Raw genomic sequence first — 26364 nt, 5'->3', positions numbered from 1 at the left:
TCGATTCAGGTAACTCATGGACCGTTACGGTGTATTCGGCAATCCCATCGGGCACAGCAAGTCCCCGCAGATCCATAAGTTGTTCGCTGAGCAGGCCGGCCATCAGCTGAGCTACGAGCCGCTGCTGGCCCCATTGGACGATTTCCCCGGCTTTGCCCGTTCCTTCTTTCAACAGGGCCAGGGCGCCAACGTCACCGTGCCCTTCAAGGAACAGGCGTTTCGCCTGGCCGATCAGCTGACTGCCCGCGCTCAACGAGCCGGTGCGGTGAACACCTTGAAGAAGCTCGACGACGGGCAGCTGCTCGGCGACAACACCGACGGGGTCGGCCTGGTCCGCGACCTGCTGGATAACGCGGGCATTGCGCTGCGCGACCAACGGATTCTGCTGCTCGGAGCAGGCGGTGCGGTGCGCGGCGTGCTCGAGCCCTTGCTGGCGCAGGCTCCGGCAGCGCTGGTCATCGCCAACCGTACACCGGAGAAGGCCGAGGCGTTGGCCGAGGCGTTCGCCGATCTTGGGCCGGTGCGTGCGAGCACCTTCGAGGCGCTTGTGGGCCCGTTCGATCTGATCATCAACGGCACCTCCGCCAGCCTCGCCGGCGGGCTGCCGCCGCTGGCCGACAGGCTGGTCGCTGCGGGCGACTGCCTGTGCTACGACATGATGTACGGCGCCGAGCCCACGGCCTTCTGCCGCTGGGCCAGCGAGCGTGGCGCCCGCGCGCGCGACGGCCTGGGTATGCTGGTCGAGCAGGCCGGCGCGGCGTTCGAACTATGGCGGGGTGTGCGACCGGATACGCGGCCAGTGTTGGAGCAGCTTCGCGCGCAACTGGCTGCGCGCTAAAGCGAATCAAAGACGCAGGCGGATCTGCTCGCGAACATGTTGGGAATTCTCCAGCTCATCGACGATGCCGGCTGCGATGCGCCGCAGCTGGACACGCCGGTCGTCAGGCGCGAGGCCGCCGAGCTCGGCGAAATCCTCGATGGACAGGTCTTCGCCGGAGGTGGGTATATCGACCAATGTCCAGCGAGACGGGTGCGCCGCGATGCGCTGCAGCGCGGCATCCACCTCTGGCCCGCCCCTGTGTGCGCTGAAATCGCTGACCAGCAGCAGGCGTTCCACCCCGACTTTGGGCATGCCCGACAGCAGCGCATCGACCGCCGCGTAGAACCCCTTCGGCTGATGCGCCGCCGCCTCACCTGATGCGGAGGGCACCGAGGGGCTGTCATAAAGGCAGATCACCGCATCCATCCCGGCCACGCTTTGCGACACGCTGATGGCATCGAACAGGTCGCCGGTTTTGGCGCGCAGGCCAGGGCGCACTGTCATCGAGTTGAGATCGTCCACCAGCGTCACGGCTTCATGCTGACGGCTTAGCAGCTCGCACAGCAAGGCGTTGCCCAAGCTCGAATGGGCACCGAAAAGCGCGAATTTGAGCCTGGGTGTCTCGGCGTTGAGCATGACGGGCGGCCGGGATTAGCGGCGAGTCACCAGGTAGCCAATCATCGCAACCGCGCCAGCAGCGAGCGCAAGGGTGCTGAGCGGATGCTCGCGGGCGCAGTCACGGGCCATACGGCCAGCTTCGCGGCCACGGCGGGTCAGGTGCTCGCGATGGCCGTCCAGGTCGGCGTCATGCCACAGCGACTCGGCACGTGCGCGTAGGGAATTGAAGCGATGACGTGATTCACGCGAGGCGTCGTGCTTGAGCTCGTCGAGCGCGGCCATCAGGTTCTGGATTTCGCTTTCGATTTCGTCGCGGGTGGTGGGTCGGCGGCTGAAGCGGGACATGTCGTTTCTCCCTCGAAGTGTGTGCAGTTTTGGACCTTACGAAGCGGCGAAGGTGCGCTCTTGCGCGTGTGACGGCCTTCGGCCCGGCTGAATTTGCACAGTAGCGGTGCTGCATACCGGTGGCGTTCGCTAAGGCCACTAGTAGCGGACCAGAGGGCGGGCGTCGGGTTCCGCCCGTCGTGTCGGGTGCGGAAAAGCGCCGCATGGCCGATGAGTGAGAACGGCAGCGGCGCAGGCGAGCCGGCGATTGTTCTTCTACACTGCGGGCAGTTGCGCAGTGCTGGGTAGGAAGGCGCGTGTCGCGACCTGCACAAGGCATGTGCCTTGCCCTATTCGTGGCGCCTGCAGGCGCCGAAATAGCTGGGCTGCAGCCCTCCCGGCAGGTGTGCTTGACGTATACTGCGCGGCGCGCCCGAACCCCGGGCGCTTTTTTTTAACGGCCAATTCATCGGTGTCTGTCTTGAAACTACGTCATACCCTCCTGAGCCTGCTGCTGGTCTGCGGCAGTACCTTGTCCTCCCCTGTTTCCTTCGCCGCACCCAAGGCGCCTGTCCAGCAGGAACTGGCCTCCGGCAGCGCACTGCTGGTCGACCTGAAGACCAACGAAATCCTCTATTCCAGCAACCCCGACATGGTGGTGCCCATCGCCTCGGTGACCAAACTGATGACCGCCATGGTCGCGCTCGATGCCAAGCTCCCGCTCGAGCAGCCGCTGACGGTCACCATCCGCGACGCGCGCGAGATGCAGGATGTGTACTCACGAGTACGCATCGGCAGCGAGATCAGCCGCCGTGACATGCTGCTGTTGACATTGATGTCGTCCGAGAACCGCGCCGCGGCAAGCCTCGCCCATCACTACCCGGGCGGCTACTCGGCCTTCATCCAGGCTATGAACGCCAAAGCCAAGGCGCTCGGCATGACCCATACCCGCTATGTCGAGCCGACCGGCCTGTCGGAGCAGAACGTCTCCAGTGCCAACGATCTCGTGAAGCTGCTCAAGGCCAGCAAGGCCTACCCGCTGATCGAGCAGTTCAGCACCACCAGCGAAAAAAACGGTCGCCTTCCGCAAGCCCAACTACACGCTGGGTTTTCGCAACACCAACGCGCTGGTACGCAAACCGGACTGGAACATCCAGCTGACCAAGACCGGTTTCACCAACGCTGCCGGGCATTGCCTGGTGATGCGCACCGTGATGAATCGTCGTGACGTCGCCTTCGTGGTCCTGGATGCCTTCGGCAAGTACACCCACATGGCCGATGCCAATCGCCTGAAGAAATGGCTTGAGACCGGCAAGGTCACTCCGGTCGCCCCGGCGGCGCTGGCCTACAAGCAACAGAAGATGGCGCAGCGGCAACTGGCTGGGCAGCCGGCTGACGCAGCAGCGGCGGTGGCCGGCGCGCGCTGATCGAAGGGCCGTAGGGCCGCCTGACGCAAGCCCGCGTCGTTCCCAGCGATTCAATCGCGCCGGCCCTGTCCGGTGCGGTCGCCTGATGCTCAGTGCGTTTTCGATGCAACGATGCCGGGGCAGTCGACTCAAACGTCTACATTGACCCAGAGCGCAACGGGGAATCGAAGGCCGTTATGAGCACGCCAGACAACACCTACATCGAGTGGCTGCAAAACCAGTCCATGCTCCATGCCGCCCGCGAGCGGGCGCGTCTCTACGCCGGCCAGGCGCGCCTCTGGCAGCGCCCTTACGCGCAGGCGCGACCGCGCGATGCAAGCGCCATCGCCTCGGTCTGGTTCACAGCCTACCCCGCTGCCATCATCACCCCCGAAGGCGGCTCGGTGCTTCAGGCGCTCGGTGACGAGCGGCTCTGGAGTGCGCTGTCGGAGTTGGGTGTGCAAGGCATACACAACGGGCCGATGAAGCGCTCCGGCGGGCTGCGCGGACGCGAGTACACGCCAACCATCGACGGCAACTTCGACCGCATCAGCTTCGAGATCGACCCCAACCTCGGCACCGAGGCCGAGATGCTGCAGCTCAGCCGAATGGCCGCCGCACATAACGCCATCGTCATCGATGACATCGTCCCGGCGCACACCGGCAAGGGCGCCGACTTCCGCCTGGCCGAGATGGCCGTCGGCGACTATCCCGGCCTTTACCACATGGTCGAGATCAACGAGGAAGACTGGCCGCTGCTGCCGGACGTACCCAAGGGCCGCGACTCGGTGAACCTCTCACCCGTCGTCGTCGACCAGCTCAAGGACAAGCACTACATCGTCGGCCAGCTGCAGCGGGTGATCTTTTTCGAACCCGGCATCAAGGACACCGACTGGAGCGCCACCGGAATCGTCACAGGTGTCGACGGCAAGCGCCGTCGTTGGGTCTATCTGCACTACTTCAAGGAAGGTCAGCCCTCGCTGAACTGGCTCGACCCGACCTTCGCCGCGCAGCAGCTGATCATTGGCGATGCGCTGCACGCGATCGACGTCGCGGGTGCGCGGGTGTTGCGCCTGGATGCCAATGGTTTCCTCGGGGTGGAGCGCCGTGCCGAGGGCACCGCCTGGTCAGAAGGCCATCCGTTGTCGGTCACCGGTAACCAGCTGCTCGCGGGGGCGATTCGCAAGGCCGGTGGCTTCAGCTTCCAGGAGCTGAACCTGACCATCGACGACATCGCCGCCATGTCTCACGGCGGTGCCGACCTCTCCTATGACTTCATCACCCGCCCGGCCTACCACCACGCGCTGCTGACCGGCGACACCGAGTTCCTGCGCCTGATGCTGCGCGAGGTGCACGCGTTTGGCATCGACCCGGCCTCGCTGATCCATGCGATGCAGAATCACGACGAGCTGACGCTAGAGCTCGTCCATTTCTGGACGCTACATGCCTACGACCATTACCACTACCACGGCCAGACGCTGTCCGGCGGCATCCTGCGCGAGCATATCCGCGAGGAAATGTACGAGCGGCTGACCGGCGAACACGCCCCCTACAACCTCAAGTTCGTCACCAACGGGGTGGCTTGCACCACCGTCAGCGTCATCACCGCGGCGCTGGGCATCCGTGATCTTTCCGCGCTCACCCCAGCGGACGTCGAGCAAGTCCAGCGGTTGCACCTGCTGCTGGTCATGTTCAATGCCATGCAGCCCGGCGTCTTCGCCCTCTCCGGCTGGGATCTGGTGGGCGCGCTGCCGCTGGAAGCCGAACAAGTCGAGCATCTGATGGGCGACGGCGATACCCGCTGGCTGCACCGTGGCGGCTATGACCTGGCCGACCTCGCACCGGAAGCCGAAACCTCCAGCGAAGGCCTGCCCAAGGCACGCTCGCTGTATGGCAGCCTGGTCGAGCAGCTGCAGCAACCGGGCTCCTTCGCCTGCCAGCTAAAGCGCATCCTCAACGTACGCCGCGCCTACGACATCGCCGCCAGCAAGCAGATCATGATTCCCGATGTTCAGGCGCCCGGGCTGCTGGTCATGGTTCATGAACTGCCCGCTGGCAAGGGCGTGCAAATCACCGCGCTCAATTTCAGCGCCGAGCCCATCAGCGAGACGATTACCCTGCCCGGCATCGCCCCTGGCCCGGTGGTCGACATCATTCACGAGCGCATCGAGGGCGACCTGACCGAAAGCGGTGAGATGGAGCTCAACCTCGACCCGTACGAGGGCCTCGCCCTGCGTGTCGTCAGCGCCGCGCCTACGGTGCTCTGAGCCAACCGCCCGGCCGCATGCGGCCGGGCCCAGACGGAACCGCCATGCCAGTCACCGTGACCAAGCTGATGGGTCAGGACATCCCAGAACACCTGCGTCAGCCCGGCGTGGAGGTTGTTTTCCGCGTGCTCGACGAGCAGGGGCAGGAGCGCTATCTGCTCGATGACGTGGAGGCGGCCAAGGTGGCTGTGCAGGCCAGCGAGGCGCAGCGCAACCCGGACGCGTAACCGCCTAGCAGGCCGCACGTCGGGTTATTTCGAAATGCACTAAAACCGACCTGCCCGGCCGGTCAACTTCGCCCTGTCGGGGCCGATATCCATGATCTACACATCGGCGTCTCCACGCCTCGCCCGCGAGAGGTTCAGCGGTCATGGAATCTGCTACATCGTCACCCGATCCGGTGCTGGTCCAGGCGTTGCTCGACGCCATTCAGGAATTCATCGTCATGAAGGACGGCGACGGCCGCTGGCTGATCGTCAACCGGATCGTCCTCGAAGCGTACGCGCTGAACGGCGTGAACTACGTTGGCAAGACCGATCTCGAGCTCGCGGCTCATAGCCCGCAGTTCACCGAGGCCTTCGCTTACAACCTGGACACCGACGAGCAGGCCTGGCGCAAAGGCAGCGCGCTGATGATCGAGAAGTCGTTCATGGGCCGCGACGGGCGCATCAATACCTGGGAAGTCGTTAAAACCCCCATCTTCGATGCCCAGGGTCGGCGTGAACGGCTGGTCATCGTCAGCCGCAACATCACCGAGCGAATCGAGGCGCGACAGGCTCAGCTGGAAAGCGAACGCAAATACCGGCTGATCGCCGAGAACATGAGCGACATCATCGGTGTGTTCAATGTCGACGGCTCGCTCAAGTACGTGTCGCCGTCGTTGGAGCCCGTGCTTGGCTACCGCGCCAACGCGGCGACGGCCGAATCGGTAATGAGCATCGTGCACCCCGACGAGCAGGCCGCGATGAGCCGGGCCTTTCGACTGCTGCTCGAACGTAACGCGCAGCAGGAAAAGGTCGAGGGCCGCCTGCGCACGCTCGAAGGGCGCTACCTCTGGTTTGAGGTCGGCTTCTCCACGGTGCTGGCGAGCGACGGTCAGACGCTGGAAGGCGTGGTGTTCGCCTGCCGCGATATCACCGCGCGCAAGGAACACGACGAGCTGATGCGTCTGATGGTCAACCAGGACCCGCTCACCGGCGTGCACAACCGCCGCTACCTCATGGATCAGCTGCACGCCCGCCTGACCGCGCCCGCCGCACGCCAGCGTGGCTTTGCCGTGCTCTATATGGATCTGGACCGGTTCAAGGGCATCAACGATACCCTCGGCCACGATATTGGCGATGAGCTGCTTTGCCGAGTCGTCGAGCGGCTGCAACAGGGGCTGCGCACGCAGGACCTGCTGGCGCGCATCGGTGGGGATGAGTTCGTCATCGTGCTGGCCGACGTCGACCAGGCCGAGGCCCGACAGATCGCCGAGCGGCTGTGCCAACGGCTGCAGGACAGCTGGGCGCTGAGTTGTGGGGCGCTGAACACCACCTCTTCGGTAGGCGTCGCGCTCTACCCACGTGACGGCGATTCGGCGCACACCTTGCTGCGCCGCGCCGACGAAGCGCTCTATGCCGCCAAGCGCGCCGGCCGGTCGCAAGTGAAGTTCATCTGCGAAGTGACCGCCGGCTAAGCGTCGGCGGCCTGGCCCTACGTGGGCCAGCAGGCTGGTCAGCGCGTGTGGCCGTGCACCCAGCCGAGCAGCACATCGGCCTCCATCGGCCGGGCGATGTGGTAACCCTGCCCTTCCTCGCAGCCCCACTGGGCAACCAATTCCAACACGTGCTGCGTCTCGATGCCCTCGGCTACGACCCGCAGATCGAGGCGCTTGGCCAGGTCGATGAGCGTGCGGACCAGGCGCCGGTCCTTCTCGTCGTCGCTCAGGTGGCGAATGAAAGACTGATCCAGTTTCAGGGTCGTCGCCGGCAGGTCGCGCAGGTACGTCCAATTGCTGTAGCCGGTGCCGAAGTCGTCGATCGCCACATCCATACCCAAGGTGCGCAGGCGCAACAACTGGCGTCTCACCTCGGCCGGATTGCGCATCAGCGCGCTTTCGGTGAATTCGATCTCGAGCATTTCGGCGGGCAGCGCGTGCCGCGCCAGCAGGCCGGTGATGCGGTCGGCGAAGGCAGGGCCGTCCAGATCCGCGGCGGATACGTTGATCGCTACCTTGAACTGCGCGCCCTGCTGCCGCCACGCCGCCCCCTGCTCGATGGCGCGCTCGGCGACCCACAGGCTCAGTTCGCGGATCAGTGCGGTTTTCTCGGCCAGGGGAATGAATTCCGCCGGGCCGATCGGGCCGAGTTCGGGGTGGGTCCAGCGCAGCAACGCTTCGACCGAGGTGCAGTGCCCGTCCGCGAGGCTGATACGCGGCTGGTAGACCAGCCGTAGCTGGCCGTCGCATAGCAACGCGTCGGACAAGCCGCTCAACAGGCTGAACGCGCGTTGCTGGGCGACGTCCAGGCGCGGCTCGTATTTCGCCCAGCCGATGCCACGGCCACGCGCATCGTCCGCCGAGGTGATCGCCAGGCGCAGCCAATCCTGCTCCTGTGCGCCGGTCTGCAAAGGCATCACGCCGATGCCGACCTGCGTTTTGACCGGGATGCCCTTGCACGCCACCGGGGCCTCGAACGCTCCGATGATGCGGTCGTTGAGCGCGTGCAGCTCCCTCTGCTCCGTGGGTGCGAGCAGAAAAGCGAAGCGCGTCGGGCTGATGCGGTACAGGTCGCATCCGGTCGAGAGTTGCGCCTGCAGGGTGGCCTTCATGCACTGCATGACGGCCTGGGAAAAGTCGTACCCCAGCACCCGGACGATATCGTTCAGGCGCGTCGGGGCGATGACATCGACCACCACGAGCGTCATCCCGGGCTCTTCCGCAGCGCCGTGCGCCACGTCCTCCTCCAGCCGAGAGCGGTTGAACAGGCGGGTGGGCTGATCGATGAAGTTCTCGCTGCGCAGTGACAGGATGCGCGCCATGGTCAGCCGCGCCAGATGGCCGAGCATGGACAGGTCACGGTCGCTCAACGCTTCGCGCGGCTGGGTGTCGATCACACACAGGCTGCCCAGCCCCAAGCCGTCCGGCGTGACCAGCGGCATGCCGGCGTAGAACCGTATGCCGGGTTCACCGGTGACCAGAGGATTGTCCTTGAAACGCGGGTCCTTCGTGGCGTCCAGCACCTCGAACGGCTCGTTGGTCAGGATTGCATAGGCACAGAACGAATCCCGCCGAGGCGTTTCCTGCGCCTTCAGGCCAACCCGTGCGGTAAACCACTGGCGCTGCTCGTCGACGATGGAAATCAGGGCGATCGGCGCGTCGAAGTACTCCGCCGTCATCGTCACGATCTGCTCGAACACCGCATCCGGCGTCGAATCCAGCCGGCACAGCGCACTCACCTGCTGCAGCCGTTGCGCTTCGTTGATGGGGATGGGGGCACCAGCCATAAGGATGTACTGCCTGCGAATCGGTGACCGTGCCGTCGGTTGACGTCAGCGGAGCGGCCATCGCTTAAACGAAGCGAGCGCGCATCCCTGCGTATCGGCGGGCCGTTTCGTTCCTTGACCGCGCTGGCGACGAGCGCGCACGTACAGGCCTGCGCCTTCCATCCAACAGCTGGAACCATCCTGCGTTTCGCAGCCTCTGCTGATGTACCTGCGTGAAAACCGCGCACCCGGCCAACGCACCGTTCTGGCCGCAACGACGAGGTATCCGCCATGACTTTGGAAGAGCGTATTCGCCAACGCGCCTATGAATTGTGGGAAGCCAACGGGCGGCCCGAGGGCCAGGAGTTCGAGCATTGGTCCCAGGCCCGTCAGGAGATCGAACCGTTCTACAAGGAAGGCGACGCAACCGCGGGCAGCGTAGAAAGCAGCGTCGCGATTCCGATGCCCCGCTCGGAATCCTCGGAATGATGAAGACGTGGCAGCGTGCGCACGACGCACCGATCATGCGCGCGCCTCGCCGTGGCGCGACGTTCGATCGCCGAAAACCTTAGCCGTACTTGATGGGTCCGTCCTCACCATGACACCACCGCTCGACTACAAGGCCATTTTCCAGGCCGTGCCCAACTTGCACCTGGTGCTCGCGCCCGACCCGGAGTTCACCATCCTGGCGGCCAGCGACGCCCAGCTACGCGCAACCAATACCCGCCGCGAGGAAAGCGTCGGCCGGCCCGTCTTCGAGGTGTTCCGCAAGAACCCGGACGACCCAGAAGACTTCGGCACCGCCGTGCTGCGCGCCTCGCTGGAACGCGTTCGGTGCACCCGCACGGCGGACAGCATGGCGATCACCAAGTACGACATCCCTCGACCGGCCGACCAGGGCGGCGGCTTCGAGGTGCGGTACTGGAAGCCTCTCAACGTGCCTGTATTGGGCGAGAACGGCGAATTGCGCTACATCATCCACCAGGTCGAAGACGTGACCGCCGAGGTGCTCAGCCAGCAAGGCACGCTTGGGCACCTCGATGAACGTTTTCGCGCCGCCCTGCTCGCCTCCGGCACCGGCACCTTCAATTGGTATCCCGACGACAACAGCCTGCATTTGGACAGCGCCCTGGCGCAGATGCTGAGGCTGCCGTTGCACCACCAGGCCGACACCTTCGAACACTTCTTCGAACAGATCCATCATGAGGATCGCCAGTCCGTGCGCGAGGCTTTCCAGCGTTACGCGAATGGTCATGACCACGCTGTCGAATTCCGCCTGGCGCGATCCGGGCCCGAGCAATGGCTGGCGTGCAAGGCACGGGCGTTTCGTGATGCTGACAGGCACCTGTCCTACGTCGCTGGTGCCTGCACCAACATCAGCGCCCGCAAACATGCAGAGGAAGCGCTGCGCGTCAGCGAGCAGCGGATGCGCCAGCTCAACGAAACCCTCGAAGCACGCGTCGCCGCCGAGGTCGCCGAACGCAGCCGTACCGAAGAAGCCCTGCGTCAGGCACAGAAGATGGAAGCGGTCGGCCAGCTCACCGGCGGCATCGCCCATGATTTCAACAACCTGCTGACCGGCATCATCGGCAGCCTCGACCTCATGCAGCGGCGGTACAGCCGGGGCGACGGTCAGGAAGTCGAGCGCTATATCAACGCGGCCGTCACCTCGGCCCAGCGCGCCGCCGCACTGACGCAACGGCTGTTGGCGTTTTCACGCCGCCAGACGCTCGACCTCAAGCCGGTGGACGTCAACCGCCTGGTTGCCTCGCTGGAAGACCTGCTGCGCCGCACCACGGGCGAGAACGTCACCGTAGTCACCGACCTCAGTGCCGGCCTGCAACCGGCCTGCATGGACGTCAACCAACTTGAAAGCGCCCTGCTCAACCTCGTCATCAACGCGCGTGACGCCATGCCCCACGGCGGCCGCATTACCGTCACCACCCGCAGCTACAGCAAAGACGCCACGCCCGATCCCAAGCGCCGCGGCCTGAGCGAAGGTGACTACGTGCTGCTCAGCGTGACGGACACCGGCTCCGGCATGACCGATGAAATCATCGAGCGCGCCTTCGAGCCGTTCTTCACCACCAAACCCATCGGCCAGGGCACGGGGCTCGGGCTCTCGATGGTCTACGGCTACATCAAACAAGCCAAGGGCTATATCCACATCGACTCCGAGCCCGGCCGCGGCACCAGCGTCAGCCTGTTCCTGCCCGTCCACCACGGCGACACCGCGAGCCCCACGGCCGAAGCCGAGCAGACGCCCCGTGGCACCGGCGAAACCATCCTGATCGTCGAAGACGAACCCGTCGTGCGCGGGCTGGTCGTCGAAGTGCTCGATGACCTCGGCTACCAGACCCTCGAAGCCGGCGACGCCACCGAAGCCCTGCCCATCATCGAAAGCCCGCAACGCATCGACCTGCTCATTTCCGACGTCGGCCTGCCCGGCATGAACGGCCGTCAACTCGCCGAATTCGCCCGCCTGCAACGCCCCGGCCTGAAGATCCTCTTCGCCACCGGCTACGCTGAAAGCGCCACCTCCAGCGAATTCCTCGACACCGACATGGCGTTGATCGCCAAGCCGTTCGCCATCGATGCGTTTGCGACAAAAGTGGGAGAAATGCTGGGCGCCCAAACCGGCCGCTGAATGGCTGTTCCTCTGCCGCCGACCGCCTCGGCAACACCGCGCAAAGCCGAACCGCACATCGGGTAGCCGCACGAAAAGAAAGGATTAATCTGCCGCACCGCTTTACCGGCTCAGACGCTCGGCGGTAACGTGGCGCACTCGTGAAGCATGCACGCAGCATCACACTTGCCCACCGGCCCAGCCCCAGCGCGGGCATCGACCACTACCACGGAAGGTACAGATGGCGCGCTTTTCCCTGTCTTCGCCACCGAACTGCTCTCTGGCCATGATGCCGGCGGGAATAAGGGGGACAGATCTATTTATCACGCTCTCCGCTGGAAGATAGAGCGTTCATTCAAAGCCACCTACGCTCTTCCTTCAGCGCCCCGTTCGCTTAATTACAAGGTCACATGTCATGAAACAGTCGTTTTCTTTGCTCCCGCAAAGTTTCGTGATCGCACGTTTAGAGCCAAATGCTGACCTGCCGAGCGCGGTGTTGGCGTCACCTGAGTTCTTTTCGATCACTCGGACGGGCGATGAACTTTCCGTTGTCTGCGCTGAGGGTGTCGCAACCGGAACCACCCGAGTGGATGGGCCTTGGCGTGCGATCAAGGTGCAGGGCCCGTTTGCCTTTGATCAAACTGGAATTCTGGCGTCCTTTCTTGACCCGCTCGCGGCTGCTGGCGTCGGCATCTTCGCGATGAGCACGTTCGATACGGACTACATATTGGTCAAGTTAGAGAATCTGGATAAAGCGGTAGAGGCTTTGAAAGAAGCCGGACACCGGCTCTTGGGAGAATGAAGGTGAGAGGGCAGAGTGGTTTGCCTGCCCGAAGCTCGCCTAGCTACAACCCCGTCACTTTGTTCGGCATAAATCAGTCTTCAATCCCAAGGTAAGAATCCATGCAGCTAACGTCACTCCTGGTCCCAACCTACACGCAGATGCTCAAGACGCTCGCCGGCTGGCTGAGGAAAGCGCAGGCGCAGCTGCCGGAAGCCGAAGCACAAGCCCTGTTATCCGCACGGTTGGCGCCCGACATGTATCCGCTGTCGACTCAGGTTCGCTTTGCTTGTGTGCAGGCGCGAGAGGCCATGTGCCGGTTGCGGGGCGAGGCGTTCCCGCCGGCTATCAACGAGCTATTGAACGAGGGGCGGCAGGCTGTCAAAAGCCCCGGATCGCTCGCTGAGGCCTATGCCCGTATCGATGAGACGGTCGCGTTGCTCGACGGCCTCGCCGTCGATGCGCTCGATGTAGCAGGGGATAAGCCCATCGCCCATGAGCTCCCGAACGGGATGGTCCTGGATCTGACCGCCGACCAATACGCCCGTGACTGGACGCTGGGTCAGTTCTATTTCCACGTCATGACCGCCTATTCGATCTTGCGTAAGGAAGGCATCAATCTCGGCAAGGCGGATTACGTGGCGCACATGCTGCCTCTTGTGCGTCCGGAAACGATTCCAAAGGGTTAATGAACCTATCCCGACCGAACGCCACTCCCCGAGGCGACCATGACTCAGATTGCCCAGACACCCGAACCGCCGTACTACGCCGTGATATTCACCTCGCTCAGGGCCGAGGGCGATCAGGGCTACGGCGCGATGGCCGGGCGAATGCTGGAGTTGGCTGCGATGCAGCCGGGCTTTCTCGGCGTTGAGTCGGCCCGCGATGGTGTGGGGATCACGGTTTCGTACTGGGCGAGCCTGGAGGCGATCCGGCGCTGGAAGCAGCAAGCCGAGCATCTGGAAGCGCAACGGCTAGGCCGCGAGCGCTGGTACTCGACGTTTAAGGTTCGGATCGCCTGGGTCGAGCGCGACTACGGGGTATAGGAAAAAGGAGAGGCCGATTTATTTATCCGCCCCCTCCGCTCTCTTTGTGGCTCAGCCATTCGGCACGACCTCGTAGGGCGTATTGCTGAAAAAGATGTTGCGCCAGTCCGAGCGCCATTGAGGGATGCTCAGCGTAAAGCCTTGGGTGCGCTTGTCGAAGGCAATCCAGGTCACGCCCAGGCTTTGGCTGTCCTCGCTTGCCCGCATGTCTACAGAGCGCGTGGCGAAGAGCGGGCTACGAAAGACCTTCGACCCATCCGCACGGTCGACGATGCGCAGATAGGACAGGCCACCGCCAGGGGCCAGTAAGCCCTGTACCGGCACGCTTTCGATCAAGTAACCACCCCCCGGGCTGATTTGCGAAATCGACGGCGGCGCGTTCAGCGCATCAATCACGCTCCAGCCAACGAGCAGGGCGAGCGCCGTGAGCAAACTGCAGCCAACGAGCATAGATTTCTGCCGAGCAACGTTTCGGCAGGCTGATGGCGGGCGCGCCAGATGGCGAGGCTCGATCACGTATCCGGCCCTTCGAACAGCTCCTCGATACGCGCTTCGAACAACCGCGCAATCTTGAAGGCCAGCGGCAGGCTGGGATCGTAGCGGCCGGTTTCGATGGCGTTGACGGTTTGCCGCGAGACGCCCAGCTTCGCGCCCAGGTCGGCCTGCGACCAGCCGCGCTCGGTGCGCCGCTCGCGCACGTGATTGATCACCGGTAGCGCCTCCAGGCGAAGAAGCTGCCAATTGCCCACAGCGGGCCCATCAGGCTCCAGACCGCGAACATGGACAGCCGCGGGAAGCCGGCGGTTTCGAGGAAGCCATAGCTGAAGGTGATCAACGCGGTGCCAACGAATGCAACCGCCAAGCCCTCCAGATGAATCAATCGCGCAAGCTCGTCGAGGTGGCGGATTTGGCGGATCACGACGGTCGCGACCGCAAGCATCGGCAGGATCGGCAGCAGAGCGGAGAGGGTGCGCAACACGGCGCCGTGGACGTTGGCGAGCAGCAGGCTGCTGATCACGACGGCGACCACATAGGCACCCATCGCGAAAGAAAACTGAATAAGAAAACGCTGATGCGCCATGCTGCCCGGCTCCGTATGGAAAGTGAGCTTTACAGTAAGGCCGCATTAATTGACGAGTCAAGTTCGCTTTACATAAGGCCGCGTCTCACTGCACGGGAGCCGCTGAATGGATGGGCTTGAGGCCTGTGCGTCACTCAGGCGACAGGATGCAACCTACCCGGTGCCCAACCTGGGGACTTACTCAGGGCCATGGTGCGGGCTAACCGCCTCAGAACGTTACGCCAGCAATCAGCGCGATATTGCTGTAGGGGCGGCACTCACCGGTGCGGATCTGCACGCGCGCGGTGCGGCATGCGGCCTTGAGGTCGTTATGGCTGACAACTTGCCGCTCACCCAACTCACCCTTGGCGGTCAGCGCCTCAATGGCTTCCAGGGCCAGGGGTGACACCTCCAGGGTCTCGCGCGCCAGCAGATGGCTCTGTACCTGCATTTCGCTCAGCACCACCTCCAGCGTGGTCACGAAATCCGGTACGCCGGCGGTGAGTGCCAGGTCGATGCATGGCGTACCGGGCGGGATCGGCATGCCGGCATCACCAATGACGATAACGTCGCCATGCCCGAGCCGGGCGATGGCGGCAGACAGTTCGGCATTGAGCAGTGGCGTCTTTTTCATGTGGGCAACTCGTGGCGATGGGGAATCGAGGGTTGAGCGCCCGGCCGGGTGACGGCGAGCGCGGCGGCTTGCTGGCCAAGGGCGATGGCGCCTTCAAGGCCCATGCCTTCCGCCAGGCCCGCAGCGAAGCCGCCCACGAAGGTGTCGCCAGCGGCGGTGGTGTCGACGGCTACCACCGGCGCGACGGGCACGTGGAGGTGGCGGGTGGGGTCGGCATACAACACGCCCTGGCGGCCGAGGGTAATCAGCACGCGCGGGGCGCCTGCCTCGAGCAATCGCCGTGCGGCGCGAAGGGCCGTCTCGGGGGCGTCGACAGGCAGGCCGGTTAGCAGCGCGGCCTCGCTTTCGTTAGGAATCAAATAATCCACCAGCGCGTACCAGTGCGCCGGCAAAGGGCCGACAGCGGGAGCGGGGTTCAGGATGACCGTGCGCCCCAGCGCGCGGGCGCGGGACAAGGTGGCCTCGACGGTGGCCGCCGGCACTTCCAGTTGCGCAATCACCACATCGGCCGCCGCCAGCAGGCCCTCGTGGCGGGCGATGCGCGCGGGCGTCATCTCGCCATTGCCGCCGGCGACGATGACGATGGCGTTCTGGCCGGCGTCATCGACCAGGATCGAGGCGATACCGCTGGGCACCCCGGCAGCAACATCGACCGCGCTGCAGTCGATACCCTCGGCCAGCAAGCCACTGCGTAGCTCGCTGCCATAAGTGTCGTCGCCGACGCAGCCGATCATCGCCACGCAAGCGCCCAGGCGTGCCGCGGCTACCGCCTGGTTGGCACCTTTGCCGCCCGGCGCCGTGGAAAACCCGTGCCCGGCCAGGGTTTCGCCGCCGATCGGCAGCCGCGGCGCACGCACGATCAGGTCCATGTTCAGGCTGCCCATCACCACTACGTTCGCTTGCATTGCAGGTGTTCCTCTTCCGTCAACGGGCAGGCGCCGGGCCTTCCGCAGGTCATGCGCCGGGCGCTGCGCTGGATTCGCGCAGCACCAGAGTGGGTTCGAGCAGCCGCTGCGTGACAGCAAGGTCCGGCGTGCGGATGCGTTCCAGCAGCCGGGCGGCCACTTGTTCGCCGAGCTGGCCGATGCACTGGCCGACCGTGGTCAGCGCCGGATGCAGGTAGCGGCTCACTTCGATGTCGTCGAAGCCCACCACCGACAGTTGCTGCGGCACCTGCAGCTCGCGTTCGGCGGCGGCGCGCAGCACGCCCAGGGCGATCATGTCGTTACCGGCGAAGATCGCCGTGGGCCGGTGCTCCCCAGCCAGCAGCGCCAGGGCGGCGGCGTGCCCCGCCGGGCTGGTGAATGGGCAATCGACTACCGCCAGGGGTGCGATACCGGCCTCTTGCAGCGCGCGCCGGTAGCCAGCAGCCCGCAGCTGGGCGACCTGCGTGCTGGCCGGCCCACCGATACAGACGATCTGCGTGTGCCCGAGGCCCAGCAGATGGCGAGTGGCCAAGTATCCGCCCTGCTCGTGATCGATCCGCAGCTGGTCCGCGCTGACACCGTCTAACGAGCGGTCGACGAGCACCAGCGGCACCCGCAGCGTCGCCAGTGCCCGCGCGAAGGCGGCATCGCTGGCCACGGTGGCGACGATAAGGCCGTCGATGCGCCGCTCCAGCAGCACGCGCAGGTAGCGCAACTGCTTGTCGAGGTCGTCGTCGGAATTGCACAGGATCACGCTGTAGCCGTTGCGCTCGGCATGGTCTTCGATGCCACGGGCCAGCTCGGCGAAGTAGGGGTTGCTGGCGTTCGGCAACAACAGGCCAATGGTGCCGGTGGCGCGGGCTCTGAGCGAACGTGCTACGCCGCTGGGCACGTAGCCCAGTTCGGCGATGGCAGCTTCGACCTTTTCGCGCACGGTGTCGCTCACCGGCCGCGTGCCGTTCACCACGTGAGACACGGTGGTGTAGGAAATGCCCGCCCGCGCGGCGACGTCCTTGATGGTAGCCATGCGCGGTCAGGCCCGGCGCTTGGCGCGGTAGCTGCGGTAGGTGTCGAGGATCACCGCGATGACGATCACCGCGCCGGTGATGATGCGTTTGGTCGGCTCGGTGGCGCCAATTTGCGCCAGGCCCGCCGCCAGCACGGAAATGATCAGCACACCGAAAAAGGTGCTGATCACCGAGCCGCGCCCGCCCATCAGGCTGGTGCCACCGATCACGACCGCCGCGATTACCTGTAGCTCCAGGCCGGAGCCGGCATTTGGATCGGCGGCCTCCAGGCGGGAAATCTGAAACAGCGCCGCCAGGCCGGCGAGCAGGCCCATCAGGGCGAACACCGATACCTTGTACGGCTTTGGGTTGATGCCGGCCAGGCGAACGGCCTCTTCGTTGGTGCCGATCGCGACCAGATACCGGCCGAACACCGTGCGGGTCAGCAGCAGCTGTGCGGCGACGATCACCAGCAGGGCAATCACGAACGAAGGTGAGATGCCCGCGGCGAACGGTGTCGACAACCAGGCGTAGGCATCGCCGATGTATGCGGTGCGCGAATCGGTGAGCTGGTAGGCCAGGCCACGTGCCATTTCCAGCACACCAAGGGAGACGATGAACGACGGAATGCCCCAGGCTACGGTGATGATCCCGGTCACGCTGCCGGTGAGCGCCGCGCAGGCCATCCCCAACAGCGCGGCCGGCAGAATTCCCCAGCCGAAGCCGAGGGTGGCCACACTGACGACCGCCGCGGCCAGCGCCAGTACCGAGCCCACCGACAAGTCGATGCCGCCGATGATCAGGATCAGCGTCATGCCCACTGCCAGGACCATCAGGTCGGGAATCTGGTTGGCCAGGGTGGTGAAGGTCGCGTAGGACAGAAAATGGCTGCTCAGCGAGGAAAACAGCACGATCATCGCCAGCAGCGCACCGGCCAAGCCCAGGTAGGTGCCGAGGCCCTGGTGCGTGCCACTGCGCTTGGCCGGCGTGACGGATGGAGTGGTCATTGGGAAAGCTCCTGTAACGGGGGGGCGACCTCGCCGAGCATGGCGTCGCGGCTGCGGTAGCCGGCGAAGGCGGCGGCCAGCAGACGGTCCTGGGTCCAGTTGTCGCGGTCGAACGTTTCGATCAGGCGGCCAGCGGACAGCACGCCGATGCGGTCGCAGATCAGCATCAGCTCGCGCAGGTCACTGGACACGACCACCAGGGCTTTGCCCTGGCGCGCCAATTCGCCGAGCAGGCCGTAGATTTCGAATTTGGCGCCAACGTCGATGCCGCGAGTCGGCTCGTCGAACAGCAGCACCTGGCAGTCACGTTCCAGCCAGCGGCCGATCACGACCTTCTGCTGGTTGCCGCCCGACAGCTCGGCCACTGCCTGGTGAGCGCCGTTGCAGCGAATGCGCATGGCATCGATCTGCCGCTGCGCCAATGCCTGCTCCGCCGACGGGCGCATCACGCCATGCCGGGATACGGCGGGCATATTGCCCAGCGCAAGGTTGGCCGCGATCGGCTGGCCGAGCAGCAGGCCTTCGCCCTTGCGATCTTCGGTGATCAAGGCGATGCCGTGGCGCACCGCTTCGGCCGGTGAGCGCACCTGCACGGGTACCGGCGGATTGCCGATGGCCACCTCGCCGCCGTCGGCGCGGTCGGCACCGTAGATCAGGCGCAGCAACTCGGTACGGCCGGCGCCGATCAGGCCGGAAATACCGTAGATCTCCCCGGCCCGAACGCTGAACGAAACGTCCTCGACCTTGCCCCGGCGGCTAAGGTGGCTGACCTGCAACAGCGGGGCGCCGATCTGCCGCTCGCCCAGGTCGATTGAGTCGCCGACCTCGCGGCCAACCATCAGGGTGACCAGCTCGTCGCTGCTGTAGCGGTCGATGGGCTCTACCGCCACCAGCTGGCCGTCACGCAGCACGGCCACGCGCTGCGCGACTTTCGCCAGTTCTTCGAGGCGATGGGAGATGTAGACGATGGCCACGCCTGCCGCGCGCAGCCGCTGGATTTGCTCGAACAGCAGGTCCACCTCGCGGGCGGTCAGCATCGCCGTGGGCTCATCGAGCACCAGCACGCGGCACTCGCCGATCAGGTTGCGAGCAATCTCGACCATTTGCTGATGGCCGACGCCCAATGCCGCGACCGGCGTGTCCGGGTCGACCGCATCGAGGCCGACCTGGGCCATGGCCTGGCGCGCCATCTCACGCAGACGCCCGCGGGCAATCCAGCCGCCACGGCTCGGCAGGTTGTCGAGGAACAGGTTTTCGGCCACCGTCAGGGTGGGCAGCAGATTGAGTTCCTGCAGCACCATGCGCACACCGAGGCGCTCGGCCTCTCGGCGGCTGGCTGGCGCATAGGGCTGGCCAAGATAGGTCAGGGAACCGGTGGTCGGTTGCTCCAGGCCGCAGAAAATCTTGGACAGGGTACTTTTGCCGGCGCCGTTCTCGCCGGTCAGCGCCAGCACTTCACCGGCGCGCAGCTCCAGCTCGACCCCGCCCAGCACAGGCTGGACGTAGGTCTTGCCGATGTTGCAGGCGGCGAGAACGGTCTCGCCGGCCGCTACGGCTTGGGTCACGGCTTGGTCACGAGTTCGACGGGGGTTTCGATCACGCCGTCTTTGGCATCGGTGGATTCACCTTTGACCAGCTTGAGCGCCGCCTCAATGCCGAACACCGCCTGGCGCGCGGCGAACTGGTCGGCGGTGGCGAGTACGCGGCCGTCTTCGAGCATCGGCTTGATGGCGTTGATGTTGTCATAGCCCACCACCTCGACCTGGCCCTTCTTGCCCGCTGCACGCACGGCCGAGACGGCACCGAGCGCCATGCTGTCGTTACCGGCCAGCAACGCTTTGAGGTTCGGGTATTCATTGAGCATGGCCGAGGCCACCGCGTTGCCCCGGTCGATTTCCCAATTGCCGGACTGCACGCCGACGATCTTCATGCCGGCCGCTTCCATGGCGTCCTTGAAGCCTGCGGTGCGCTGCTGGGCGTTGGTGGTGGTGGACACGCCTTCGATGATGCCAACTTCGTCGCCGGCCTTGAGTTTCTCCTTGGCCAGGTATTCACCGACCAGGCGCGCGCCCTTGCGGTTGTCCGGGCCCACGAACGGCACGTCCAGGCCTTTGCTCTTCACCACCTCAGGGTCGAGGCGGTTGTCGATGTTGACGACCTTGATGCCGGCATCGCTGGCTTTCTTGATTACCGGCACCAGCGCTTTAGAGTCGGCCGGGGCGATCACCAGCGCATCGACATTGGCCACAATCATCTGCTCGACGATGCGGATCTGGGCGGAAGTGTCCGTCTCGTCTTTGATGCCATTGGCGATCAGCTCGAACTGGTCGGGATGTTCTTTCTGATAGGCCTTGGCACCGTCTTCCATGGTGCGGAAGAACTCGTTGGCCAGGGATTTCATCACCAGCGCGACCCGGGGCGGCTCGCTGTCGGCGGCATGGGCGCTGGAAAAGCTGACAAGGGCGGCAGCGCCGAGGGCGATGGCCGCGACGAGACGGGCAGGACGAAAACCAGACATGGTCAAACTCCTTAGCTATTGTCGTTATTGTGCATACGCAAACGTTTGCGCTTGCATAAAGCTAAGAATCAGTCGGGAATTTGTCAAACCGGCTTTTCGACGTGCTCACTTTAATCGGGGGTGCCGTCTCGTTGGTTTACCGGGCGGCTCAACGCGCCTCCAAAGGCTTCGCACACCCGTATCATGCGCATCCACTTCAGCTTAGATCAGGCTCCATGACCCCCCTCGAACTCATCGCCTCCGCCCTTGGCGTGCTCGCCGTCTGGCTCACCGTGCGACAGAACCCGCTGTGCTGGCCCATCGGGCTGGTGATGGTGTCGCTCTACGCGTGGTTCTTTTTCGAGGTGCGCTTGTATTCGCAAGTGCTGCTCAACGGCGTCTTTGCGGCGATGCAGGTGTATGGCTGGTGGCAGTGGACGCGCGGCAGCGGTCACGAAGGCGGGCGGCCGGTGGTGGGCGTGACGGCGATCGAAGCCGGCGTTGGGTTGGTCGTGGCGGCGCTGGGTAGCGTCGGGCTGGGCTTGTTGATGACGCATACCGAGGCGGCTTATCCCTGGCCGGATGCGGCGCTTACAGCGTTCAGCTTGCTGGCGCAGCTGTGGATGGCGCTCAAGCGTTGGCAGTGCTGGGTACTGTGGATCGTCGTCGACGTGCTCTATGTAGCCTTTTTCATCTTCCAGGACTACTGGCTCACCGCCGGGCTGTACGGGTTGTTTACCTTGCTGGCGATCATGGGTTTGCGTGAATGGCGGCAGACGAGGTTAACGACGGGCGCGACGTGATCGCTCGTCGGAATGGTCATCAAAGCCTGCCGATGCGGAAACGTGGCTGAGCCGGTGGCGTCCAACGGGCAGGGCGTGACGCCGCTGGCCCTGCAACGCCGCTGGCCCTGCAACGCCGTTGGTCATGAATGCTGCTAGGCTGCATCGGCGAAACCCACGTGCCAGAGCGCTTCGATTCACTCCTATTCCCAAGTGTCCGCTGTGTTGCATCGCAGCGACACTCACTCGCCAAGAGCAGAACCCACCTCATGCTGTTCCGCCGTTTCGAAAACCTGATCGACGTCTTCAAGCCCAGCCCGGACGTTGCGCCGCCCGACGGCATGCTGCGGTTCTATGCGCATTACCTGAAGCAGGTGTGGCCGCCGATGACAGCGCTGCTGGTGGTTGGCTTCTTCGTCGCGGTGATCGAGGTTGCGCTATTCAGCTTTCTGGGGCGGCTGATCGACCTGGCGCAGGCGACGGGCGATGCGCGCGCTTTCTTCAGCGAACACCGCAACGAGCTGCTGTGGATGGCGCTGGTCGCGCTGGTTATCCGGCCGCTTATGTCCGGCCTGCACAACTTGCTCACCCATCAGGCCATCAACCCGGGGCTGACCAACCTGATCCGCTGGCAGAACCACCGCTACGTGCTCAAGCAGAGCTTGAACTTCTTCCAGAACGATTTCGCCGGGCGCATCGCCCAACGCATCATGCAGACCGGCCCGTCGCTGCGTGATTCAGCGATGCAGGTGATCGACGCGCTGTGGCATGTGGTGGTCTACGCCGGCAGCGCGCTGTATCTGTTCGCGGCTGCCGACCTGCGGCTGATCGTGCCGCTGGTGCTGTGGATCATCGGCTACAGCGCGGCGCTGTGGTACTTCGTGCCGCGCATCCGGGCGCGCTCGGCGGCAGCTTCGTCGGCGCGCTCGAAGGTCATGGGCCGGGTGGTGGACGGTTACAGCAACGTCGCCACGCTCAAGCTGTTCGCCCATTCGCGTGAAGAAGAAGGCTACGCGCGCGAGGCGATGCAGGAGCTGCTCGGCAAGTTCCGCCTGCAGTCGCGCACCATCACCAGCCTGGATTTCCTGATCACCTGCATGAACGGCCTGTTGATCGTCGGCACCGGCGCGCTGGCGCTGTGGCTGTGGAGCGAGGCGCTGATCACCACCGGCGCCATCGCCCTGGCGCTGGGCCTGGTGATCCGCATCAACAACATGGCCGAATGGATCATGTGGGTGGTCAACGGCATCTTCGAAAACGTCGGCACCGTGCAGGACGGCATGCAGACCATTGTCCAGCCACGCCACGTGCTCGACCGCGAAGGCGCCAAGCCGCTGCAGGTAGAGCAGGGCGGTGTGCGTTTCGAGGACGTGCATTTCCACTACGGCAAGCAGGGCGGCGTGATCAGTGGGCTCAGCATCGACATTCGCCCCGGCGAGAAAATCGGCCTGGTCGGGCCGTCGGGTGCGGGCAAGTCCACGCTGGTCAACCTGCTGCTGCGCCTCTATGACTTGGAAAGCGGGCGCATCCTCATCGACGGCCAGAATGTCGCCGAGGTCAGCCAGGAAAGCCTGCGTGCCAATATTGGCGTGGTCACGCAGGACACCTCTTTGCTGCACCGGTCGATCCGCGACAACCTCCGTTACGGCAAGCCCGATGCCAGTGATGATCAGCTCTGGGCGGCAGCGCGCAGAGCCCGTGCGGATCAGTTCATCAAAACGCTGGACGACAGCCAGGGTGGCTTGGGCTTCGAGGCGATGGTTGGCGAGCGGGGCGTGAAGCTCTCAGGCGGCCAGCGTCAGCGCATCGCCATTGCCCGGGTGCTGCTCAAGGACGCGCCGATTCTAGTGCTGGACGAAGCCACCTCGGCGCTGGATTCGGAAGTCGAAGCAGCGATTCAGGAGAGCCTCGACAGCCTGATGGAAGGCAAGACGGTCATCGCCATCGCGCACCGGCTGTCCACCATTGCCCGCATGGATCGTCTGGTGGTGATCGATAAGGGCCAGGTCATCGAGACCGGCACCCATGCCGAGCTGATCGCGCAGGGCGGCCTGTACGCGCGCCTGTGGCAGCACCAGACCGGCGGTTTCGTGGGTGTGGATTGATGCGCAGCGCCAGGTGGCCCCTGCAATGAAGGTGCTGGTGCTGACCGGCGCCGAATCGACCGGCAAGAGCTGGCTCGCCGCGCGCCTGCAACAACGCTTCGGTGGGCTGGTGGTGGGCGAGTACGTCCGGCATTTCATCGACAGCGAGCGGCGCGACACCTGTCTGGGCGACATCCCGGCCATTGCCCGTGGCCAACTGGCCTGGGAAGACGCCGCCCGCCGCCAGTGCCCTGAACTGCTGATCCTCGACACCCACCTCTTGAGCAACATGCTCTGGAGCCAGACGCTGTTCGGCAGCTGCCCCGCGTGGCTCGAGGACGAACTGCTCGCCCGTCACTACGACCAACACCTGCTGCTCTCGCCAGAGGGCGCTGAGTGGCATGCCGATGGCCAGCGCTGCCAACCAGACGCTGCCGAGCGGCTGCGCTTTCACGGTGCCTGCCGCAGCTGGCTCGAGCGCCACGATCAATCCTTCGTGGAGATAGCCGGCGACTGGTCGAGCCGGGAGGCCGCAGCCATCGCGCATGTGCAGGCGCTGCTCGGGTAACGAACGCGGCGACGAGACGTCTGATAGAGGCAGATGATTCAGCGACGGAGGAGCCAAACGTGGATGGACGAGGGTTTGTCTGGGCGCACTTCAAACTCAACGCCGAGCAGCGTTTGCGCGGCTTCAACTTCTTCGTCGTGTTGGCGATCTTCGCCGATGGCGGCGTGCTCGCCGCGCTGGAGCGCGGTTTCTCGGCAGGGGTGCTGACGTTGCTGGGCGCCTTTACCGTGCTGCTGGCCATGGTCTTCTGGCTCGTCGATGCGCGCAGTCGCCAGCTGCTGCAGATCACCATCACCGCGCTGAAGGAAATCGAGGCCGAGTACCCCGCGAGCCACCGCCTGTTCGCCATCGATGCATTGGGGCAGAGCCGGGTGATCAGCTACACCTTCGCCATCCGCGCCCTGCTGATCGCGCAGATGGGCTTTGGCCTGGGTGTGCTGGGGTACGGGGTCTACGACTGGTGAGACTGCGCCCCAGGAAGGGCAGTGCCCTCCCTGGTGCGGACCGTTCAATCCACCCGCTGAATCCGCCCTTCGATGCGGCCGGTAAACGGCTGCGGCAAACCTTCGATGTAGGTCACTAGCGCATCCAGGTCCACCGGGCCTACGACGCGGTTCTGGCCTTCGGTAAGGATGGTGAAGTTATCGCCGCCGCCTGCGAGGAAGGAATTCACCGTAACGCGGTAGCGTGCGGCAGGGTTGATCAGCGCACCGGTGGCGTCGCGCATTTCGATCACGCGGTTGCCTTCGGGGCGGCTGGCGGACCAGCTGTACTGGATGCCAGAAGGCTTGAGCAGGCGCGCGTAACTCTGGCCGATCCACTGCTGTTCGAGCAGTGTCTTGATCTGCGCACCGGTCAGGTCCATGGACACCAGATCGTTGGCGAAGGGCTGGATGGCGAACAGCTCGCCCCAGGTGACTTCACCACTTGGCAGATCCGCACGAATGCCGCCCGGGTTCATGAAGCTGATCTGCGCATCGGTCGCCACACGCTGGGCATCGGCGATCAGGTTGCCCAGTGCCGACTCACCGGCCGGCGTTTCAACACGGGTGATGTCGCCCTGGGCCAGGCCCACCACGCGCGCCACCAGCGGTTCGACCCGGTTATCGGCCTGTGCCACCAGCGCGGCGACCTCAGGATCGGGTGTCAGCCCGGCGCCCTGGTCGGCCCACGTGGTGTACACGGCCGCGGACTTCTCGACGATGTCGCGGCTGCGGCGGCTAATCTGGAGCTGGATGTCCGCGTAAGCGGTGCCGGCCGAGAACGCCTGGGTCACCAGGATCGGCTTGCCGTTGGCGTTGGGCACCAGGGCGTTGCTGAAGCCGTGGGAATGGCCAGAGATGACCACATCCACCTCGTCATCAAGGCGCTCGATGATGTCGACGACCGGGCCGGTCAGGGTGTCTGCTTCCGGGTTGGTCGGGCCGTTGTAGCTGGTCTGCTGGCCGCCCTGGTGCAGCGCGACGACGATGGCGCGCACGCCGTGGCGGCGCAGGTCGGCGACCGACTGGTTGATCGCATCGGCCTCATCGACAAAGCGCAGGCCTGCCACGCCGGTGGGCGAGACGATACTGGGCGTTTCCTTGAGTACGGCACCGATCACGCCGATGCGTACGCCGTCCCGGTAATGGATGGAGTAGGGCGGCAGCAGCGATTGCCCGGCGGATTCGTCAATCACATTGCTCGACACCATCGGAAAGCGCGCGCCTTGCCATGGGTCTTCCAGAAACGGGCCGTTGGGGTGGTTGCCGCCGGTGAGCTGACGCAGCAGTTCTGTCTTGCCGTTATCGAACTCATGATTGCCAAGCGTGCCGAGCAGGTTACAGCGCTGCTGGGCGAAGGGCTGGGTGTGGCGCGGCATCTCCAATTGACGTCCGAACGGGCGGCAGTGCGGGTTCGCCAGCAGGTTGAAAAAGCTGATCGAGGGTTCGTCGCGCAACAGCGCGGAGTTCGGTGGCGAGGCGCCGACCTGGTCACCGTCATGCACGATCAGTGTGTTGTCGTTGCTCGCTGCCTTCAGGTAGGCCGCCAGCACGGCCGCGCCGCCCGCTGGCCGACCGGCCACGGCGCGTGGGGAAAGCTGGCCATGGAAATCGTTGATGCTGAGGATGTTCAGCGAAACCACTGGCTCGGGACGCCATTGCGGGTCACGCCAGCTGCGCCGTTCGGTCGCCTGTTGGCGCGCCTTGAAGCTCTCTTGCTGTTCCTGACGGGTGTCCCGCTCGGTGGAGCCGTGGGGTGTCTCGGTTTGTGCCAGCGTCGGGGTGGCGATGCCGACCAGGCTGGCTGCGATTAGCCATTCCTTGATGCGCGTACGCATTGCGAATTCCTCGGTGCGGTGGGGTGCGACCGACACTAGAAAGCGCAAATGGCAGGCTGATGACGTTCCGCTGGCGTTTCTTCGAGAGGCGACGGGCGGTTGGCGCGGCAGCTTGCTCAGCCGGCC

At 64.7% G+C, this 26364-nt stretch carries 26 protein-coding genes and 1 pseudogene; 14 read left to right on the top strand and 13 right to left on the bottom strand.

Annotation, left to right across the window (positions count from 1 at the left end):
- Positions 1-16: 16 nt before the first annotated feature.
- Positions 17-838, top strand: a complete 822-nt coding sequence (gene aroE, locus M1D78_RS20825) for a shikimate dehydrogenase (protein ID WP_437421846.1) — start codon at positions 17-19, stop codon at positions 836-838.
- Positions 839-844: 6 nt separating this feature from the next.
- Here aroE and M1D78_RS20820 read toward each other — a convergent pair whose 3' ends face one another.
- Positions 845-1456, bottom strand: a complete 612-nt coding sequence (locus M1D78_RS20820; RefSeq protein WP_437421845.1) for an NAD(P)-dependent oxidoreductase — start codon at positions 1454-1456, stop codon at positions 845-847.
- Positions 1457-1471: 15 nt separating this feature from the next.
- On the bottom strand, positions 1472-1783 hold the full coding sequence (locus tag M1D78_RS20815) for a DUF883 family protein (protein WP_437421844.1): 312 nt from the start codon (positions 1781-1783) through the stop codon (positions 1472-1474).
- A 460-nt stretch (positions 1784-2243) separates the two neighbouring features.
- Here M1D78_RS20815 and pbpG point away from each other — a divergent pair.
- The 4 genes and pseudogenes from pbpG (at position 2244) to M1D78_RS20795 (ending at position 7113) form a co-directional block, all read left to right on the top strand.
- A pseudogene (gene pbpG, locus M1D78_RS20810) lies at positions 2244-3189 on the top strand (D-alanyl-D-alanine endopeptidase).
- Between the two features lie 176 nt (positions 3190-3365).
- A complete protein-coding gene (treS, locus tag M1D78_RS20805; protein ID WP_437421842.1) occupies positions 3366-5435 on the top strand; it encodes a maltose alpha-D-glucosyltransferase in 2070 nt (689 codons plus the stop codon).
- Between the two features lie 44 nt (positions 5436-5479).
- Positions 5480-5662 carry a hypothetical protein gene (locus tag M1D78_RS20800; protein WP_437421841.1) on the top strand — a complete coding sequence of 61 codons (183 nt, stop codon included), beginning with the start codon at positions 5480-5482 and terminating at the stop codon, positions 5660-5662.
- Positions 5663-5805: 143 nt separating this feature from the next.
- Positions 5806-7113: a diguanylate cyclase domain-containing protein gene (locus tag M1D78_RS20795; protein WP_437421840.1), complete on the top strand. Its 1308-nt coding sequence runs from the start codon at positions 5806-5808 to the stop codon at positions 7111-7113.
- Between the two features lie 38 nt (positions 7114-7151).
- Here the strand turns inward: M1D78_RS20795 and M1D78_RS20790 are convergent, their stop codons facing one another.
- Positions 7152-8921 (bottom strand): sensor domain-containing phosphodiesterase, encoded by a 1770-nt coding sequence (locus tag M1D78_RS20790; RefSeq protein WP_437421839.1) that lies wholly within the window; start codon positions 8919-8921, stop codon positions 7152-7154.
- A gap of 270 nt (positions 8922-9191) precedes the next feature.
- On the opposite strand from M1D78_RS20790, the gene M1D78_RS20785 reads away from it, so the two are divergent.
- From M1D78_RS20785 to M1D78_RS20765, 5 genes are all read left to right on the top strand, one after another.
- Positions 9192-9389 carry a DUF2934 domain-containing protein gene (locus tag M1D78_RS20785; protein WP_437421838.1) on the top strand — a complete coding sequence of 66 codons (198 nt, stop codon included), beginning with the start codon at positions 9192-9194 and terminating at the stop codon, positions 9387-9389.
- Positions 9390-9498: 109 nt separating this feature from the next.
- The gene (locus tag M1D78_RS20780) at positions 9499-11547 is read left to right on the top strand and encodes an ATP-binding protein (protein WP_437421837.1); all 2049 of its coding nucleotides are present in this window, start codon (positions 9499-9501) and stop codon (positions 11545-11547) included.
- A gap of 394 nt (positions 11548-11941) precedes the next feature.
- On the top strand, positions 11942-12328 hold the full coding sequence (locus tag M1D78_RS20775; protein ID WP_437421836.1) for an ACT domain-containing protein: 387 nt from the start codon (positions 11942-11944) through the stop codon (positions 12326-12328).
- Positions 12329-12429: 101 nt separating this feature from the next.
- A complete protein-coding gene (locus M1D78_RS20770; RefSeq protein WP_437421835.1) occupies positions 12430-12996 on the top strand; it encodes a DUF1993 domain-containing protein in 567 nt (188 codons plus the stop codon).
- 39 nt (positions 12997-13035) lie between these two features.
- Positions 13036-13353 (top strand): antibiotic biosynthesis monooxygenase family protein, encoded by a 318-nt coding sequence (locus M1D78_RS20765; protein ID WP_437421834.1) that lies wholly within the window; start codon positions 13036-13038, stop codon positions 13351-13353.
- 51 nt (positions 13354-13404) lie between these two features.
- Here the strand turns inward: M1D78_RS20765 and M1D78_RS20760 are convergent, their stop codons facing one another.
- From M1D78_RS20760 to M1D78_RS20720, 9 genes are all read right to left on the bottom strand, one after another.
- Positions 13405-13803 (bottom strand): hypothetical protein, encoded by a 399-nt coding sequence (locus M1D78_RS20760; protein ID WP_437421833.1) that lies wholly within the window; start codon positions 13801-13803, stop codon positions 13405-13407.
- Positions 13804-13865: 62 nt separating this feature from the next.
- On the bottom strand, positions 13866-14063 hold the full coding sequence (locus M1D78_RS20755; RefSeq protein ID WP_019341454.1) for a helix-turn-helix transcriptional regulator: 198 nt from the start codon (positions 14061-14063) through the stop codon (positions 13866-13868).
- Positions 14060-14434, bottom strand: a complete 375-nt coding sequence (locus M1D78_RS20750; protein WP_437421832.1) for a hypothetical protein — start codon at positions 14432-14434, stop codon at positions 14060-14062. Before M1D78_RS20750 ends, M1D78_RS20755 begins: the two co-directional genes overlap by 4 nt.
- Positions 14435-14642: 208 nt before the next feature.
- Positions 14643-15047: a D-ribose pyranase gene (rbsD, locus tag M1D78_RS20745; protein WP_437421831.1), complete on the bottom strand. Its 405-nt coding sequence runs from the start codon at positions 15045-15047 to the stop codon at positions 14643-14645.
- Entirely contained in the window at positions 15044-15952 is a 909-nt protein-coding gene (gene rbsK / locus M1D78_RS20740) for a ribokinase (protein WP_437421830.1), read from the bottom strand. Before rbsK ends, rbsD begins: the two co-directional genes overlap by 4 nt.
- Before the next feature lie 49 nt (positions 15953-16001).
- Positions 16002-17000, bottom strand: coding sequence for a LacI family DNA-binding transcriptional regulator (locus M1D78_RS20735; RefSeq protein WP_437421829.1), 999 nt, complete (start codon positions 16998-17000; stop codon positions 16002-16004).
- Positions 17001-17006: 6 nt separating this feature from the next.
- Positions 17007-17987, bottom strand: coding sequence for an ABC transporter permease (locus M1D78_RS20730; protein WP_437421828.1), 981 nt, complete (start codon positions 17985-17987; stop codon positions 17007-17009).
- Positions 17984-19552: a sugar ABC transporter ATP-binding protein gene (locus tag M1D78_RS20725; RefSeq protein ID WP_437421827.1), complete on the bottom strand. Its 1569-nt coding sequence runs from the start codon at positions 19550-19552 to the stop codon at positions 17984-17986. The genes M1D78_RS20730 and M1D78_RS20725 overlap by 4 nt, the downstream gene beginning before the upstream one ends.
- Complete coding sequence (locus tag M1D78_RS20720; RefSeq protein WP_437421826.1) at positions 19549-20505, bottom strand: sugar ABC transporter substrate-binding protein; 957 nt, start codon at positions 20503-20505, stop codon at positions 19549-19551. Before M1D78_RS20720 ends, M1D78_RS20725 begins: the two co-directional genes overlap by 4 nt.
- 215 nt (positions 20506-20720) lie before the next feature.
- On the opposite strand from M1D78_RS20720, the gene pnuC reads away from it, so the two are divergent.
- The 4 genes from pnuC (at position 20721) to M1D78_RS20700 (ending at position 24382) form a co-directional block, all read left to right on the top strand.
- Entirely contained in the window at positions 20721-21287 is a 567-nt protein-coding gene (pnuC, locus tag M1D78_RS20715) for a nicotinamide riboside transporter PnuC (RefSeq protein WP_437421825.1), read from the top strand.
- Between the two features lie 248 nt (positions 21288-21535).
- Positions 21536-23371, top strand: coding sequence for an ABC transporter ATP-binding protein (locus M1D78_RS20710; RefSeq protein WP_437421824.1), 1836 nt, complete (start codon positions 21536-21538; stop codon positions 23369-23371).
- 25 nt (positions 23372-23396) lie between these two features.
- On the top strand, positions 23397-23918 hold the full coding sequence (locus M1D78_RS20705; RefSeq protein WP_437421823.1) for an AAA family ATPase: 522 nt from the start codon (positions 23397-23399) through the stop codon (positions 23916-23918).
- A 59-nt stretch (positions 23919-23977) separates the two neighbouring features.
- The gene (locus M1D78_RS20700; protein WP_437421822.1) at positions 23978-24382 is read left to right on the top strand and encodes a hypothetical protein; all 405 of its coding nucleotides are present in this window, start codon (positions 23978-23980) and stop codon (positions 24380-24382) included.
- A gap of 44 nt (positions 24383-24426) precedes the next feature.
- Here M1D78_RS20700 and M1D78_RS20695 read toward each other — a convergent pair whose 3' ends face one another.
- Positions 24427-26238 carry a bifunctional metallophosphatase/5'-nucleotidase gene (locus M1D78_RS20695; protein ID WP_437421821.1) on the bottom strand — a complete coding sequence of 604 codons (1812 nt, stop codon included), beginning with the start codon at positions 26236-26238 and terminating at the stop codon, positions 24427-24429.
- Positions 26239-26364 lie beyond the last annotated feature (126 nt).

The organism is Pseudomonas sp. SA195, from assembly GCF_054131565.1.
Note: the sequence above shows the minus strand (reverse complement) of the source record. Positions and strands in the feature narration are given on the sequence as shown.